Raw genomic sequence first — 16,217 nt, forward strand, 5'->3', positions numbered from 1 at the left:
ATTAATTCTTTTGTCTTCTTAAAAATGCTGGAATTTCTAGATCATCATCCTCTGACGTATTTTCTGAAATTTCAGCTGATAAAAATCCTTCTGTCTCTGAAGTTGTGCTATCCGAACTAAATAGATCTGGAGCCTCTTCACCTTCTACACCAAAGTTTTCAAGTCCATTAGAAACGTGATCTTCCTCTATTGAGCTGTTTACTTTAGGCTGAGCAGTTGTAAGGGCTTCCTCTAAAAAAGACTGCTCATAATCATTTGATTGATTATTTTCAACAATACTTTCAACCTCTTGATTGGTAGCAGTTTGTTCATTCATCATTTCTGGTGATGCAGTATTTGTAACTGGTTCTGCAATTATTTCATTTTCTAACTTTAATGCATTTGCTCCATTTGAAATGGGGCTAGTCATTGAAGGTGAAAAGTTAAATGATTGGGCTGAACCTACATTTCCAAAATCAGAATAGCCAGGATTTCTATTTTGTATTCTGTGAACCATATTGATGACAGATTTACTTTCTGGCTGTTGTCCATCTAATGCTGTTGCAACAATAGATACTCTCATTTTACCATCAAGTTCACTAGATGTGATCGCGCCTATAATCAATTCTGCTTCAGGGTCAACTTCAGCTCTTACTTTATTAACAGCTTCATCAACCTCAAAGAGTTTTAGATCTTTACCGCCAGTAATATTCACTAATAAACCTTTTGCACCTTTTAACGTATAATCATCAATTAAAGGATTACTTATTGCTAGCTCGGCAGCTTTTAACGCTCTACCTTCTCCCTCAGCTTCTCCTGTACCCATCATCGCTTTACCCATAGATGCCATTACAGTTTCAACATCAGCAAAATCTAAATTGATCAGACCAGGTCTAACCATAAGATCAGTTATACTTTGAACACCATGCATTAAGACATTATTTGAAAGATTAAAAGATTCTTCAAATGTAGTTTGCTCATTTGCAATTTTAAATAAGTTTTGATTTGGAATTACAATAATTGTATCTACATGTTTTCTTAATTCTTCAAGACCTTGTTGGGCTCTTCTCATTCTTGAGGGTCCTTCATATAAGAAAGGAAGTGTAACAACACCTACTGTTAAAATATTCAATTCTTTGGCAGCTCTTGCAATAACATGTGCTGCGCCTGTTCCAGTTCCACCGCCCATACCGGCAGTAATAAAAACCATATTTGCACCTTGAAGAGTATTTACAATTTCATTTAAAGATTCATCTGCAGCTGCTTGACCAATATCAAGTTTTGCTCCAGCACCTAAGCCTTTAGTTAAATTTAACCCTATTTGAATTCGTGCTTTTGCTTTACTTAACTTTAAATCTTGAGCATCAGTATTAACTGCAATAAACTCTACACCTTGTAGACCATTGTCAATCATTTCATTAATTGCATTTCCACCTGCTCCACCAACTCCTAAAACTAATAATCGTGGTTGTAATTCTTTTATCTCTGGCGCTCTAAAGTTAATTGTCATTTTTATTTCCCCTCATTGTTATTAAAATGTTTTTCCCATTTAAGGCCTGCTCGATTAATGTTTGCTTTCTTTCTTGCGTTGACCTTAAATTTTTCAAATGCAGCTGGTTCCCATATTTGGAATGTTTGACCCTGACCAACAAATAACATGCTGTTTTTTATTTTTGCATGTTTTAATAATTTTGTTGATAATGAAATTCTACCTTCACTATCGAATTGTAAATTCATACTCTCAGATAAAATTGATGTTGCAAAATAATCTCTTTTTTCTTCAAATGGGCTAAGTGAGTCTATACTTGCAGAGAGTTTTTCTATTCTATCTTGTGCACAGGCTTCAATAGATTGATTATTAAATGAAGGATAACAGATAACCCCATTGTACCCTAAATTAGAAAGATAAGATCTAAAACTAGCAGGCACAGAAACTCTTCCTTTTTTGTCTATTTTGTTCTCGTAAGTAGATAAAAACATATTTTTTATATTTCATAAATTCCATATATGGGAATATATGGGACAATATGGGGTTTTGGACATAGTGTCAATATGTTGATTTTAGACTTATTTGGCAATGATTATGAATACTTTTGTGTATCTACATTAAGTCTTAAATCAATTTTTAGTTTTAATTCAATACAATTTAAAAGCTAAAAATAAGAACAGAGATGATTCAAATATGAATCAAAAGGTGAACATTCTTCAACTTGACAAAAGCTACTTGTGTATAAGTTTGCTAGACAAACTATAAGCCGGGTTCTGTCATTTAAACCTATTATTTCTCTAGGCTTAAGATCACTCTTAAGCTCAAGCAACTAACCCTGATGACTAGCCAAAGACGGCTTTTAGTTTTGCAACAATGTCATCTCTACTTAGTCTTGCTCCCAGTGGGGTTTTCCAGCGTTCATTGTTACCAATAGAACCGGTGCGCTCTTACCACACCTTTTCACCCTTGCCATGTTATGGCGGTATATTTTCTGTGGCACTATCCCTAGGGTTTCCCCCGCCAGGTATTACCTGGCACTGTGTCTTTGCGGAGCCCGGACTTTCCTCTTTAAAATAATTAAAGCAATAAGTCGTTCATCTAGCAGTCTTAATTTATTACTAAACTAAAGAACTTCAAGAAAAATTTAGTTATATGCTTTAATAAGATTTTTGCTAATAAGCAGGCATTCTTGATCAATTTTACCATCAACCAACTCCTGTCTAAATCTTCTTTGAAAAGTTTTTGCTAATTTTCTTAGATATATAGCTTTATTTATATCTCTTCTGTTTTTTTTTGAATATCCAATCTTAAGTAAATTATTAAAGAAAAAGTTTACTTCTTCCTTGTTTGTTTTAAGTTTTCTATTTTTTGTTAACACTTGCTTATTTAGCCTATGCCATATCCCTATTTTATTTTTAGATAAATACTCCCAGGGAAATTTTTCTCCGGGATCTTTTTTTCTTTGTACGGCTATATCTGAGTGTCCTAAAATATTTTTAGGATTAATTTTATATTTTTTTATTAAAAGTTTAGTTAGTTTTAAAAGAGAAATGATTTGTTTTTTTTTAAATTTTTTATAGTCATGTTCATGACCTGGGTTTGTAATTTCAATTCCAATAGAGTTATGATTTAAGGATTTATAATTCTTCCATGAAGATTTTCCCGCATGCCATGCAATATATAAATCAGGCACTATTTTCACAATCACTCCATTATTCTTAATTAAATAATGGCAGCTAACCTCAGATTGTATATCTGTCAGTCTGCTTAAAGCATCAGATTCGTTTTTCATCCCAGTATAATGAAAAATAATAAATTTGATTTGCTTTGAAGTTCTTTTTTTTGAGTTAAAGTTTGGAGAATAGTTAGGTATTACTTTTAAAGCCATTTTTGGGTCATATTTAGAGCTAATTCATGATTTACATTAGAATTATATATAATATATAATCATATGATAATGAAAAAAATTATAATATCTTCATTAATAAGCATAATGTTAGCAACAAACGTTAGTGCTGACACAGATGGTGAAAACAACCTTTCTAAAAAAAATTCTGGTAAAATTAAAGATTGTTTTGAAACTGTGAATAGAGCAACATTTAAACTTAACCAAGTTCTAGACGGTGTTATTTTTGAACCTATAGCAAAAGCTTATAGAGTATTACCTTCTCCAGTAAGAGTTGGAACAAGCAACGCTTTAGACAATCTTTCTACGCTCGTAACAATACCAAACAATATCCTTCAAGGTGAATTTAAAAAAGCTGGTGTTAATACAGGTAGGTTCGTTGTTAATACTACCGTTGGTGTAGTTGGAATATTTGATGTAGCAGAAAAAATTGGTTTTCCAGAATATGAAAAAGAGGATTATGGTCAAACACTTGGTGTGATGGGTGTTGGTGGGGGATGTTATGTGGTTTTACCTGTTTTAGGACCATCTACAGTTAGGGATACAGTTGGATCATTTGCAAACGTATTGGGAGGAGATGCTTGGTATAACGTTACTGCAGCTAATGACACACAATATTTTTCTGAATTTGATTATTGGACATCAAGAGTTGGTGCAGGAATAGATTTTAGAGCAAAAAATATAGATTCTTTTGAAAACTTAGAAAAAAACTCTCTAGATTTTTATGCTTCAGTTAGAAGCTTGTATTTGCAAGATAGGCAACAAAAAATAGCTAACTCCAAAGTGGTAATTGAAACTCAAAACGATAGTGATTGGGAAGTAATAGAAACTCAATAAATTAAAAAACTTAATGAAATTAAAAAAGTTTTTAATATTTACCTTCGTTGTAATTAACTTAATTGGCATTAATCATTCATATTCAGTAGAACCAGATGTGTTTGTTCAGTCTACAGTGAACAGAGCTTCAGAAGCATTAAGTAACAAATTTTCAAAAGAAGAAAAAATAGAAAAGCTAAAAGAGATTGCAACTGAAACAGTTGATATCAGTGGTATTGGTTCTTACACCTTGGGGGCATATAGAAAAAGTATAAGTGACGATGAAATAAATCAATATAAGATACTTTTTAAACAATATTTTTTAAAAAGCTTTTCTAGTCGACTAGCTGAATATTCAAACCCAGAGATTGAAGTTGTGTCTAAAAAAAAATTAAATGAAAATTATACAATGGTATCTAGTATTTTAGTTGGAACAGAACAAAGACCTGAAGTTAAAATTGATTGGAGAATTTATACAAAAAATCCAGAAAACCCTTTAATCAGAGATCTAATTATTGAGGGTTTAAGTCTAGCTAGAACTCAAAAGGAAGAATTCTCTTCTATCATTCAGGGTAGTGACGGAGATATCAACGCTCTTTTTTCTACTTTAAAAGAATTTATTAAATAATAATCTTTTAAAATAATTTTTGGTGGGCCCGCCAGGACTCGAACCTGGGACCAATACATTATGAGTGTACTGCTCTAACCAACTGAGCTACAGGCCCTAAAAATTAAACTTTAATTATATTATAATGTAACCAATGTCTAGCATAGGTAAAAAATAATGAAAATGGTGGGACTGGTTGGTTACGCTCCAACTACCCCTGCAATGTCAATGCAGTACTCTACTATTGAGCTACAGTCCCACAAGTAAGTGTATTAATTAATATTTAACTAGATGTATATACATTTGTTTTTTCTCCAATTGAATACATGATGGATAAATTCACCCAGAAAATAGTTAAATTATAATCAGCAAAAAAAGCTCCACTAGGTAAAAGGGGGATAAATGAGGTAATTAAAAAAATTAAACAGCCTAATTGAAGGGAATTATTAGAATTAATAATAATCCTAATTTTACTGACGATTAAATTAAACAAAATAAAAAGTAAGATCATACTTCCTACCAACCCATGTTCAGACAAAAACTCGAAATAAATTTGATGTGGATGGGTACTACAAAAGTATTTGCTATTTTTTTCAGTTGAACATGTCTCTACTCTATAATTTTTATTCCCCACTCCAAAAACTGGATATTTTTTAAAAACCTCAAATCCAGATTGGTAAAGACGAATATAAAGGCTATCTTTAAGTTTATTTTGTTTATTTAACTCATTATTGACCTGAAAAACTGAAATTATTGGTTTAAAAAATTGACCTCCATACCTTAATTTTAAAAAATTAGAGGTATTAAACAAAAAGACAAATATTAAAATTAATAATAAAATTGAAAATATTTTTTCTTTGAATTTAAAAAAATCATTAAAAAAATAGAATAAAAAAAAACCAGAAACAGCTTTAATTGCATTAGACCTTTCACCTGTTAAAATTATTGCAGTGATAAAAAATATAGAAAAAATTAAAATGATATACTTGTACTTATTTGAGGTATTTTTATTTATATAAAACAAATACCCAATTATAATTAAATAAAATCCATTAATGTATCCACCCACAATTGGCTCATCTTTAAAAAAACTAACTATCCTTCGACCATGTTTTTCACCATAACCCAGAATATTTTGACCAAAAAAACTTTCGATGTAAGTGTCTAAAGATAAAATGAATAAAGTGGTTATCCATACAATCAAAACTCTATTAATAAAACTTTTGTTATAAAAAAAATAATTGAATGCTAAAAATAGTATGCCAAATCTAATAAAACCTAAATTTCTATTAGCACTTATTGAAAAATCTTTTGCAACAATGGAATTAAAAACCAAATATAAACAAAGTAATATTATAAGTTTTATGGTTTTATTGGATAAAAACTTAAAATCTTTTTTGTAAAATATTAAGAAAATAAACGAAATGTCAATTAGTAGAATATTCACCAGTGAAATAGCTGGTCCAATAATTATTGATGCGGGTATAAAAGAAAATAAGAAAAGGAAATAATAATTAAGAATTTTACTGTTCATTTAATTAATTTAATACTCTATTAGATTTTAAAAATAAATAAGATCCATGTTATTTAAATAAATAAGTTTGCTTAGCTCTCTAGAAAGCTTTTTAACTGTTTGGATCTGCTTGGGTGTTTTAATTTTCTTAAAGCTTTAGCCTCTATCTGTCTAATACGCTCTCTTGTTACAGAAAACTGAAGACCCACTTCTTCGAGAGTATGGTCTGTATTCATTCCAACACCAAATCTCATTCTAAGAACTCTTTCTTCTCTTGGTGTTAAAGTTGATAAAATTTTAGTCGTAGCTTCACCTAAATTTGACTTAATAGCTTGTTCTAAAGGTGCTAATGCTTTTGTATCTTCAATAAAATCACCCAAACTACTGTCCTCTTCATCTCCAACTGGTTTTTCAAGAGACACCGGTTCTTTTGATATTTTTAAAACTTTTCTAACTTTGTCTAAAGGCATTCTTAATTTTTGCGCTAGTTCTTCGGGTGTAGCTTCTCTACCAAATTCACTTAAAATTAATCTTTGGGTTCTGACAATTTTATTAATAGTTTCAATCATGTGGACTGGAATTCTTATTGTACGAGCTTGGTCAGCAATAGATCTAGTGATAGCTTGTCTGATCCACCAAGTAGCATATGTTGAAAACTTATAACCTCTTCTATATTCAAATTTGTCTACTGCCTTCATAAGCCCAATATTTCCTTCTTGAATAAGATCTAAAAATTGAAGTCCTCTATTTGTATATTTTTTTGCAATTGAAATTACCAATCTTAAGTTTGCTTCAACCATTTCTTTTTTAGCAATTCTAGATTCTTTTTCGCCTTTTTGAACTCGGCTAACTATTTTTTTATAGTCAGTGACTGAAATTCCAAGTTTATGACTAATCTCAATTAATCTCTCTCTTATGTTTTTAAATTCATCTTTATTTTTAGAAAAAAACTGCTTCCACATGGGGTTAGTATCTAAAAACTTTTTAAGATTTGGATTTATTTCATTACCTATATAAAATTTGATAAATTCATTTCTTGGAATTTTTTGATCCATCGCCAGTCTTAAAAGATTTCCTTCTAGTGAAACAATTTTTTTATTTTCTACATAGTGCTTTTGAACCAATTCTTCTAGTACAGAGGGTGACAATTGTAATGATTTAATATTTTCTAAAATATCATTTACAATTTTATCATGTCCTTTTTCTTTAGCAGCTGAGAAACTTACTGCGTTTAAAATGCAATCAAGTTTTTCTTTTTGATACTTAATTAATTTTGCATATTCTTTTGTTAAGGTGTTTACAGTTTTTAAAACTTTTGGTTTGATTTCAGTTTCCATTGCTGCAAGCGTTGGATTAAACTCATCATCATCTCCATTATTTTCGGTATTCTTATCGGTTTCACCAGAATTTCTTTGTTTAGCACTTGGACCTGTATTTTCGTCTTCCATGTAGTTAGTATCAATATCAATAATTTCTCTAACTAAAATTTCATCACTTTGAAGTTTTTCATCCCACTCTACAAATTGCTGTGCAGTAATTGGGCTTTGTGCTAATGCGATAAGCATTACATCTTTTCCAGCCTCTATTCTTTTTGCAATTGCAATTTCACCTTCACGAGACAAGAGTTCTACTCCACCCATCTCTCTTAAATACATTCTTATAGGATCATCACTTTTTTCAATAGTCTTACCTTCTTCTTTAGATGAGCCTTCTTTTTTTCTCAAAACTTTAAAATCAGATTTTTTTTCAACCAATGCTACAGTCTCATCAAGAATGTGCATGAAAGCTTGTTCTAAATTTTCATCTGAAAGATTTCTTTTACCTAATGATTTATTTAACTCGTCAAAAGTTATAAATCCTCTATGGGTTCCACGACCCATAAGTCTAGCAAATGATTTTGTAATTATTCTTTCCACAATAGTATATCTGAGATGACTTATATAAACCCAATTTGAGAAAAATCCACGTATTTTTTGAGGGATTTAATTGATGTTTTTTTGTTTTTTTAGCTCTCTTATTTCATTGAAAGTACTTTCACTTAAATCTTTAGAAAACTTCGACTCGAGCTCTTCAATCCTAAACTCTAAATCATAGTTTTTAAGGTCTCTAGTGACTTCCTCTAATAATTCAAACATTTTATTCTGATCATTTTGGTGATTATTTAGAATATGTTTTATTGAAGCAAATTTAAAAATCTTTTCAGTTAATTGAGGATCGATTGGAATTTGATTTAAGGTAAGTTTTTCTCCACTCTTTAGTTTGATTATCAAGGTTTCAAGAATTAATTTATTTTCTTCACTAAATAGATTTATATTTTCAATCATGTGAATATTTTCTTGAAATAAATCTAAATTATTCATTACCAAATAAAGTAATGAGAACTCTTTAAGTTCCACACCACTCAATAATTTACTTTCGTTAAAGTGTTTTTGAGTAGACTGTAATGATTTAACTTTTTTAGTATAAAATTGTTTTTTTCCCACATTGCTATGTGGAGTTAAAGATGAAATTTTCTCCAAGAAAAACTCTAGTACATATTTTTTTATAAAATCATCTTTAATAGTTGCAGCAATAGCTCTTAATTTTTTTTCAAAAATTGCCATTGATGAAGGATTGTTATCAGTTTGCTGTTTATAATGGTTAAATATGAACTGATGAATTGAAATTTTAGCTTGTTTGGTAAAATCAATAAAGTTTGCTTTACCATTTTTATTTGCATAGCTATCAGGGTCTTCTCCATCTGGCAAAAAAAGAAACGAAATTTGTTTTTCTGGTTGTAGCTCTTTAATTGAATTTTCTGCCGCTCTAACTGCTGCTTTGTATCCACTTTCATCACCATCAAAACAAATAATGATGTCTTCAAAGAATTGGTTAAGCATTAAAATTTGTCTATCCGTTAAAGAAGTTCCAAGATTAGCTACAACATTCTCAATTCCATTTTTACTTAAGCCAACCACATCCATATACCCCTCAACCAAATATACATGATCTATTTTATTAGATAATCTTCTAGCTAAATCTAAATTATATAAGTTAGAACCTTTTTTAAAAAAAGGTGTTTCAGGAGAATTAATATATTTTGCTGAATAGCTATTTTCTTGGATCGTCCTTCCTCCCAATCCAATAGGTTGACCTGAAATGTTATTAATTGGAAATATTATTCTATCTCGAAATCTTTCAATGTAGGTATTCTTTTTGTCATCTAAATAAAAAAGACCACTTTCAACTAAAACTTTTTCACTAAATTCATCTTTTAATTTTTCATAAAAATTAGAGTTTCTTTCAACAAACCCTATTTTAAAATTTTTAACTTCATCTTTACTAAGGTTTCTTTTTTTTAAATAGTCTCTTGCAATAGTTAAGCTTTCATTTTTTAAAATTTCATCATGATAAAATTGAACATATTGATTGTAGATTGAGCAGTATTCTTGCCAATTTTTTTCACGTTCTTCATCTTGTTTTGAAAACGTATAAGGTCTCATACCTGCAAGGTTTGCTAATGATTTTACCGCTTCTCCAAATTTCAAATTTTGAGTTTTCATTACAAAATCAAAAATATTTCCATGCTCTGATGTTGCAAAACAATGATAAAATTCTTTCTCATCATTAACCGTAAATGAAGGTGTTTTTTCAGTTTTAAAGGGTGACAAGCCTACAAATTCTTTACCTCTTTTTTTTTAGACTGACAGACTTCGATACAACCGTTGAAACCTTTAAACGAGTTTTAATTTCGTCTAAATACTCTTTTGGGTATTTCATTATTTATTCAGTAGTTCTTTAAGCAGAGGTCCAGCTTTAGCAAAATCTAGATTGTCAGGGTATGACTTTTTCAATTCACCCATTACTTTACCCATGTCTTTAATTGATGCAGCACCCAATTTACTTATTGTATCAACACATATTTTTTTAGTTTCTTCATCGTTTAACTGTTGTGGTAAAAAACTAGACAAAAGGTCAAATTCATTTTGTTCAACTTCTAACAAATCCATTCTCTCATTTTTTTTATAGATCTCTATTGATTCGGTTCTTTGCTTAATCATTTTCTTTAAAAGTTTTTTAATATCTTCATCATCTGTTTCTTTAATGTTGGCGCCAGATCGATTGATAATATCAAGGTCTTTTATGCCAGATAAAATTAACCTGTAGGTTGAGATTTCAACCTTATTTTTTGATTTTAGAGAATTTTTATAGTTAGTTTCAATTTTTTCTTTCAATGTCATAATATTTTTTAATCTACTGCAAAGTGAAAATTCTTCAAAAGAAAAATTGTTTTTTTATAATTTTATAATACATCTCTGTTGCGATATTTAGGGTTTTATTGTATTAACCTTTAACTCATGAGTTGTAATTGATCAAAAAAGCAAAAAAGATTAGCTCTAACAAAATCTCACAGATTCACACAGGCGTTTTAGTTCTTGAAAATAAAACTATCTTTAAAGGAGTTGGTATTGGCTATCAAGGAACAGCGACAGGTGAAGTATGCTTCAATACTTCTCTAACAGGATATCAAGAAATTATATCAGACCCTTCATATGCTGGACAAATTATCAATTTTACCTTTCCTCACGTTGGTAACGTTGGAACTAACAAGCAAGATTTAGAGTCTGATAAAGTTTGGACCAAAGGTGTAATTTTTAACTCTGAAATAACAAGCCCTTCTAATTATAGATCTTTAGTTAATTTAGACCTGTGGTTAAAAAAAAAATAAAATTGTTGGGATCACTGGTTTAGATACTAGAGGTTTAACTAATCATATTAGAGATAAGGGGGCCCCTAAAGGTACTATTTCTTTTTCTAATAAAGGTAATTTCAATATTAGTAAATTAGCAAATATTACAGCAAAGTGGAGTGGATTAAATAATTTAGATTTAGCAGAACAAGTAACTACTAAAAAAAATTATATTTGGTCAGGTTTTAAAACTTGGAAAAAAGAAACTGGTTACTTAAAAAATAAAAAAAACTCATTACATGTTGTTGCAATCGACTATGGTATTAAGAAAAATATCCTAAGATATTTCTCAGATCTGAATTGTAAAGTAACAGTGGTTTCGTGCAAAACGGGTGCAAAAGACATCCTTAAATTAAAGCCAAATGGGATCTTTTTATCTAATGGCCCAGGAGATCCTGCGGCAACTGGTAAATATGCAATTGAAATCATTAAAGAATTAATCAAAAATAATTTACCTATTTTTGGTATTTGTCTTGGTCATCAAATTCTAGCTCTAGCACTTGGTGCAAAAACTAAAAAAATGAAACTAGGTCATAGAGGTGCTAACCATCCAGTTAAAAACTTAATTAAAGATAATGTTGAAATCACTAGTCAAAATCATGGCTTTGAAATTGTAAGAGCAACATTACCAAAAAATATTCAAATCACTCACAAGTCTTTATTTGATAATTGCATTGAAGGAATTAGATTAAAAAATAAACCTGTTTTTTCTGTTCAATATCACCCTGAATCAAATCCAGGACCACAAGATAGTGTTTATTTATTTGAAGAATTTATTAACAACATAAAAAAAAATGCCAAAAAGAAAAGATCTTAAAACTATATTAGTCGTTGGTGCAGGACCAATAATCATTGGTCAAGCCTGTGAGTTTGACTACTCAGGGACACAAGCCTGTAAAGCCCTTAAAGATGAAGGTTATAAAGTTATTTTAATCAACTCTAACCCAGCAACGATCATGACGGACCCTGGTGTTGCGGATAAAACTTATATTGAGCCAATAACGTTAGAGGTATTAGAGAAAATTCTAAAAAAAGAAAAGCCAGACGCAATTTTACCAACAATGGGTGGACAAACTGCTTTGAATTTAGCAATGGAAGCAGAGAAAAAGGGAATTCTTAAAAAATATAAAATTGAATTAATTGGAGCTAATTCTAAAGCGATCTCAAACGCAGAGGACAGAAAAAAATTCAGAAAAAACATGTTGGATATTGGTTTGGACTTACCAAAATCTAAAGTGGTAAATCATGTTAGAGATGCAGCAAAAGCTTTAAAACAAATTGGGTTGCCTGCAATCATTAGACCTGCTTTTACTTTAGGTGGTTTGGGTGGAGGAATAGCTAAAACTGAAAAAGAATATCTTAAAATAGTTAAAGATGGTTTACACGAATCCCCTGTTAGCCAAATTTTAATTGAAGAATGCCTTGAGGGTTGGAAAGAATTTGAAATGGAAGTTGTAAGAGATAAAAAAGATAACTGTATTATTATTTGTTCTATTGAAAACATTGATCCAATGGGAATTCACACAGGAGATTCAATTACCGTTGCACCCGCTCTAACACTTACTGATAAAGAATACCAAGTTATGAGAAATGCATCTATTGCTTGTCTTAGAAAAATTGGAGTAGAAACAGGTGGGTCTAATGTTCAATTTGCAATCAATCCTAAAGATGGCAGAATGGTTATTATTGAAATGAACCCAAGAGTGTCACGTTCATCTGCCCTTGCCTCTAAAGCAACAGGGTTTCCAATTGCAAAAGTTGCAGCAAAACTAGCAGTTGGTTACACACTTGATGAATTAAAAAATGAAATTACTAAAACAACGCCTGCTTCTTTTGAACCTAGTATTGATTATGTAGTAACTAAAATACCAAGATTTACCTTTGAAAAATTCTCAACATCTGAAGCGGTTCTTGGAACATCAATGAAGTCAGTGGGTGAAGCAATGGCAATTGGTAGAAACTTTAAAGAATCTCTTCAAAAAGCATTGGTTTCGCTTGAAATTGGCTTTTCAGGTTTAGATCGAATTTTTCCATTAAATAAAAAAGAAATAGAAAAAGAACTTAAAAAAAATATTCCAAATAGAATATTGTTAGCTGCTGAAGCGTTTAGAAAAAAAATAAGTATTAAAAGAGTTCACCAACTTTGTAAAATAGACCCTTGGTTTTTAGAGCAAATAAAAGAAATTGTTGATGAAGAAAATAAAATACAAAAAAGAGGTCTTCCTAAAGATTATAATGAGTTTAACAGAATTAAATCAATAGGTTTTTCTGATAAAAAATTATCAGAGATTACTAAAATTTCTGAAGAACTTGTTAGAAAAAAAAGAACTGCTTTAAAAGTATTACCAGTTTACAAAAAAGTAGATACCTGTGCTGCTGAATTTAAATCGTTCACCCCTTACATGTATTCAACATATCAAAGAAATTATGCGCTAAATACAGAGTGTGAAGCAGAACCTTCTTCAAGAAAAAAAATTATAATCTTAGGTGGTGGGCCAAACCGTATAGGCCAAGGTATTGAGTTTGATTATTGTTGTTGCCAAGCAAGCTATGCTCTTAAAGATAGCGGTTTTGAAACCATAATGATTAACTGTAATCCTGAGACGGTTTCAACTGACTACGATACAAGTGATAGGCTTTACTTTGAACCTCTTAAGGAAGAGTATGTTTATAATATTATTAAAAAAGAACAGCAAAAAGGAAATCTTGTGGGGATCATTGCTCAGTTTGGTGGACAAACTCCTATAAGACTTGCAAAATTTCTACACGATAACAAGCTCCCCATTTTAGGGACACAGTACACCTCAATAGATCTTGCTGAAGATAGAGACAGATTTAGAAAATTACTTGATAGGTTAAAATTAAAACAAGCTGAAAGTGGTATTGCTAAAACTTACAAGCAAGCCATTCAAATTGCTGAAAAAATTGGACTACCTTTAATGGTAAGACCTTCTTATGTATTAGGTGGAAGAGCAATGGAAATTGTTCATGAGAAAAGCCAATTAAAAAACTTTGTAGAAGAAGCATTTAAAGCAGCGGAGGATAATCCGATATTAATAGATAAGTTTATTAGCCACGCTATGGAAGTTGATGTTGATGCAATATCTGATGGTAAACAAGTATTTGTTGCAGGTATCATGCAACATATTGAAGAAGCTGGAATTCACTCAGGAGATTCTGCATGTAGTTTACCTCCCATATCAATTAAACCAAAGCTGATAACTGAAATAGAAGTTCAAACAAAAAAGTTAGCTTTAGCATTAAATGTTAAAGGTTTTATGAATATTCAATTTGCCATTAAAAATGATGAAATTTATGTAATTGAAGTAAATCCAAGAGCAAGCAGAACGGTTCCTTTTGTATCTAAAGCAAAAGGACTACCTCTTGCTAAAATTGCATCACGTGTAATGACTGGTGAAAAATTATCTAAATTTAATTTAAAAGGTAAAAACAAAAACCTGTTTGCTGTTAAAGAAGCTGTATTTCCTTTCAATAAATTCCCAAATAGTGACTTATTGTTAGGACCTGAGATGAAATCAACAGGTGAAGTTATGGGGTTTGATAAAGACTTTGGTATGGCTTACGCAAAAAGCCAAATTGCTGCATCGAATTCATTACCAACAAAAGGTCTAGCATTTATCTCTCTTAAAGATGGTCATAAAGATGAAGGTGTAGATTTAGCAAAACAATTAATAAAATTAAATTTCACTTTATGTGCAACAGGTGGAACTGCTGAATACATTCGTGAACATGGAATAAAGTGTAAAACAATAAATAAAGTAAGTGGAGGCTCTCCTCATATCGTTGATGTACTAAATTCTAAAAAAATTGCACTTGTAATTAATACGGGTGGTGGAAATAGTGAACATCGTCTTCAGGATGCAATGGCTTTAAGAAGGGCAACACTAGGGAATAAAGTTCCTTACTGTACGAACATGTCTACCGCTCAAGCTTGCCTGATGGGGATTAGATCTTTAAAGACAAAAGAGATTACCGTAACTGCACTTCAAGATATTTAATGTGAAGACAAACCAGTATTTGTAATACTGAAAATCATATCTTCGTAACTCATATCAAGGTTTAAAACGCACGATCTATAAAAATAACCTTTTCGAAGACCAGGCATTAAATTTGCTTCTATAAAATGAGGAACACCTAAGTGATCCATTTTAATATCTATTCTACCTAAAGATTTTCCACCTAATGCTTTGAACGAGTCTTTTGCAAGTTTTGAAAGTTTGTCAAAGACCACAACATCAGAAACAAGAATTACGCTCTCCTCGTCATTTTTTTTAACATCAAAATCAAGAATACAATGACCGTCTACATTTTCTTTTACAATAATTTCAATTGGCATAGCTCTTAAAGTTCCATCAATACTATCTTCAAAAATACCAACGCTATATTCTTTTCCTGCTAAATAAGTTTCAACTAAAGAAGGTGAGTTTTGACTTATTTTAATATCTAGTACTTTTGAGGTAAAATCTTCAAAATTAAATACAATTGAATTTTTATCCACACCCCTACTGTCTCCACCAGTTACTGGCTTTATAAAAAGAGGAAATTTTATTGGTATAGATGACTCTTTTAAGTATTCACCAGGGTTTGTTATAAAAAAATCTGCAGTTCTAATATTGTTTTTTTGCATAATCTTCTTTGCTCTATTTTTATCACTTTCATTATCAAGAGCTGCTTTACTTGAGGCGATATATGGAATTTCAAACATCTCTAAATAATCATTTAGCCATATTTTCCTATTATTAAAAAAGAAATACTTAACACCAGAGAATACTAAATCGGGCTTTCTTTTAACTAGGGCTTCAAGATCTTCTTCTGAATTAATTTCAGTAATTAAAACATTTTTATATCGTTTAGATAAAATCCTTAGAACATTTTTTTCTTCTATGATGATTCCAACATTATCTTGATGTGAATTTACCTCACCCAAATTAGGGACTACGACTATTTCTATAGTCTTACTGATTTTTATTGGAATAATATTATTTTTTTTTAAAGGTATAATATTACCTATTTCTGGAATTCCTTGTTTAGCTATATCTTTTATAATCATAATAAATCCAATACATAACCCACGCAAAAAAGCATGAATGATGCACTCTTCTAATAAAGTTGTTTTCTAAAAAATTGTTGCCTAATTAATGAAGTATAAAATTATCT

At 30.5% G+C, this 16,217-nt stretch carries 11 protein-coding genes, 2 tRNA genes, 1 other RNA gene and 1 pseudogene; 4 read left to right on the forward strand and 11 right to left on the reverse strand.

Annotation, left to right across the window (positions count from 1 at the left end; all coding sequences use genetic code 11):
- Position 1: 1 nt before the first annotated feature.
- From ftsZ to ABXT52_RS05275, 4 genes are all read right to left on the reverse strand, one after another.
- Positions 2 to 1,489: a cell division protein FtsZ gene (ftsZ, locus tag ABXT52_RS05260; RefSeq protein WP_415271523.1), complete on the reverse strand. Its 1,488-nt coding sequence runs from the start codon at positions 1,487 to 1,489 to the stop codon at positions 2 to 4.
- A gap of 2 nt (positions 1,490 to 1,491) precedes the next feature.
- Positions 1,492 to 1,959, reverse strand: a complete 468-nt coding sequence (mraZ, locus tag ABXT52_RS05265; protein ID WP_415271524.1) for a division/cell wall cluster transcriptional repressor MraZ — start codon at positions 1,957 to 1,959, stop codon at positions 1,492 to 1,494.
- A gap of 255 nt (positions 1,960 to 2,214) precedes the next feature.
- Positions 2,215 to 2,570, reverse strand: an RNA gene (gene rnpB, locus ABXT52_RS05270) — RNase P RNA component class A.
- A gap of 42 nt (positions 2,571 to 2,612) precedes the next feature.
- The gene (locus ABXT52_RS05275) at positions 2,613 to 3,356 is read right to left on the reverse strand and encodes an N-acetylmuramoyl-L-alanine amidase (protein WP_415271525.1); all 744 of its coding nucleotides are present in this window, start codon (positions 3,354 to 3,356) and stop codon (positions 2,613 to 2,615) included.
- 69 nt (positions 3,357 to 3,425) lie between these two features.
- Between ABXT52_RS05275 and ABXT52_RS05280 the strand changes: the two genes are divergently transcribed.
- Positions 3,426 to 4,211, forward strand: a complete 786-nt coding sequence (locus tag ABXT52_RS05280; protein WP_415271526.1) for a VacJ family lipoprotein — start codon at positions 3,426 to 3,428, stop codon at positions 4,209 to 4,211.
- Positions 4,212 to 4,224: 13 nt separating this feature from the next.
- Positions 4,225 to 4,818, forward strand: a complete 594-nt coding sequence (locus ABXT52_RS05285) for an MlaC/ttg2D family ABC transporter substrate-binding protein (protein ID WP_415271527.1) — start codon at positions 4,225 to 4,227, stop codon at positions 4,816 to 4,818.
- A 20-nt stretch (positions 4,819 to 4,838) separates the two neighbouring features.
- Here the strand turns inward: ABXT52_RS05285 and ABXT52_RS05290 are convergent.
- The 6 genes from ABXT52_RS05290 to ABXT52_RS05315 form a co-directional block, all read right to left on the reverse strand.
- Positions 4,839 to 4,915 (reverse strand) — tRNA-Ile (locus ABXT52_RS05290).
- 66 nt (positions 4,916 to 4,981) lie between these two features.
- Positions 4,982 to 5,056: transfer RNA gene (locus ABXT52_RS05295), tRNA-Val, on the reverse strand.
- A 24-nt stretch (positions 5,057 to 5,080) separates the two neighbouring features.
- Positions 5,081 to 6,331 (reverse strand): O-antigen ligase family protein, encoded by a 1,251-nt coding sequence (locus ABXT52_RS05300; RefSeq protein WP_415271528.1) that lies wholly within the window; start codon positions 6,329 to 6,331, stop codon positions 5,081 to 5,083.
- 71 nt (positions 6,332 to 6,402) lie between these two features.
- Positions 6,403 to 8,226: an RNA polymerase sigma factor RpoD gene (gene rpoD, locus ABXT52_RS05305; RefSeq protein WP_415271529.1), complete on the reverse strand. Its 1,824-nt coding sequence runs from the start codon at positions 8,224 to 8,226 to the stop codon at positions 6,403 to 6,405.
- A gap of 66 nt (positions 8,227 to 8,292) precedes the next feature.
- The gene (dnaG, locus tag ABXT52_RS05310; protein WP_415271530.1) at positions 8,293 to 9,960 is read right to left on the reverse strand and encodes a DNA primase; all 1,668 of its coding nucleotides are present in this window, start codon (positions 9,958 to 9,960) and stop codon (positions 8,293 to 8,295) included.
- A gap of 108 nt (positions 9,961 to 10,068) precedes the next feature.
- A complete protein-coding gene (locus ABXT52_RS05315) occupies positions 10,069 to 10,530 on the reverse strand; it encodes a GatB/YqeY domain-containing protein (RefSeq protein ID WP_415271531.1) in 462 nt (153 codons plus the stop codon).
- Positions 10,531 to 10,658: 128 nt separating this feature from the next.
- Here ABXT52_RS05315 and carA point away from each other — a divergent pair.
- Both carA and carB read left to right on the forward strand, forming a co-directional pair.
- Positions 10,659 to 11,856, forward strand: a pseudogene (carA, locus tag ABXT52_RS05320) (glutamine-hydrolyzing carbamoyl-phosphate synthase small subunit).
- Positions 11,834 to 15,058 (forward strand): carbamoyl-phosphate synthase large subunit, encoded by a 3,225-nt coding sequence (carB, locus tag ABXT52_RS05325; RefSeq protein ID WP_415271532.1) that lies wholly within the window; start codon positions 11,834 to 11,836, stop codon positions 15,056 to 15,058. Before carA ends, carB begins: the two are co-directional and overlap by 23 nt.
- On the opposite strand, the gene ABXT52_RS05330 is transcribed toward carB, so the two are convergent.
- On the reverse strand, positions 15,055 to 16,110 hold the full coding sequence (locus tag ABXT52_RS05330; RefSeq protein WP_415271533.1) for a D-alanine--D-alanine ligase: 1,056 nt from the start codon (positions 16,108 to 16,110) through the stop codon (positions 15,055 to 15,057). The genes carB and ABXT52_RS05330 overlap by 4 nt on opposite strands.
- Positions 16,111 to 16,217 lie beyond the last annotated feature (107 nt).

It is taken from the genome of Candidatus Pelagibacter sp. Uisw_121 (genome assembly GCF_047722545.1).
Taxonomy (GTDB): Bacteria; Pseudomonadota; Alphaproteobacteria; order Pelagibacterales; family Pelagibacteraceae; genus Pelagibacter.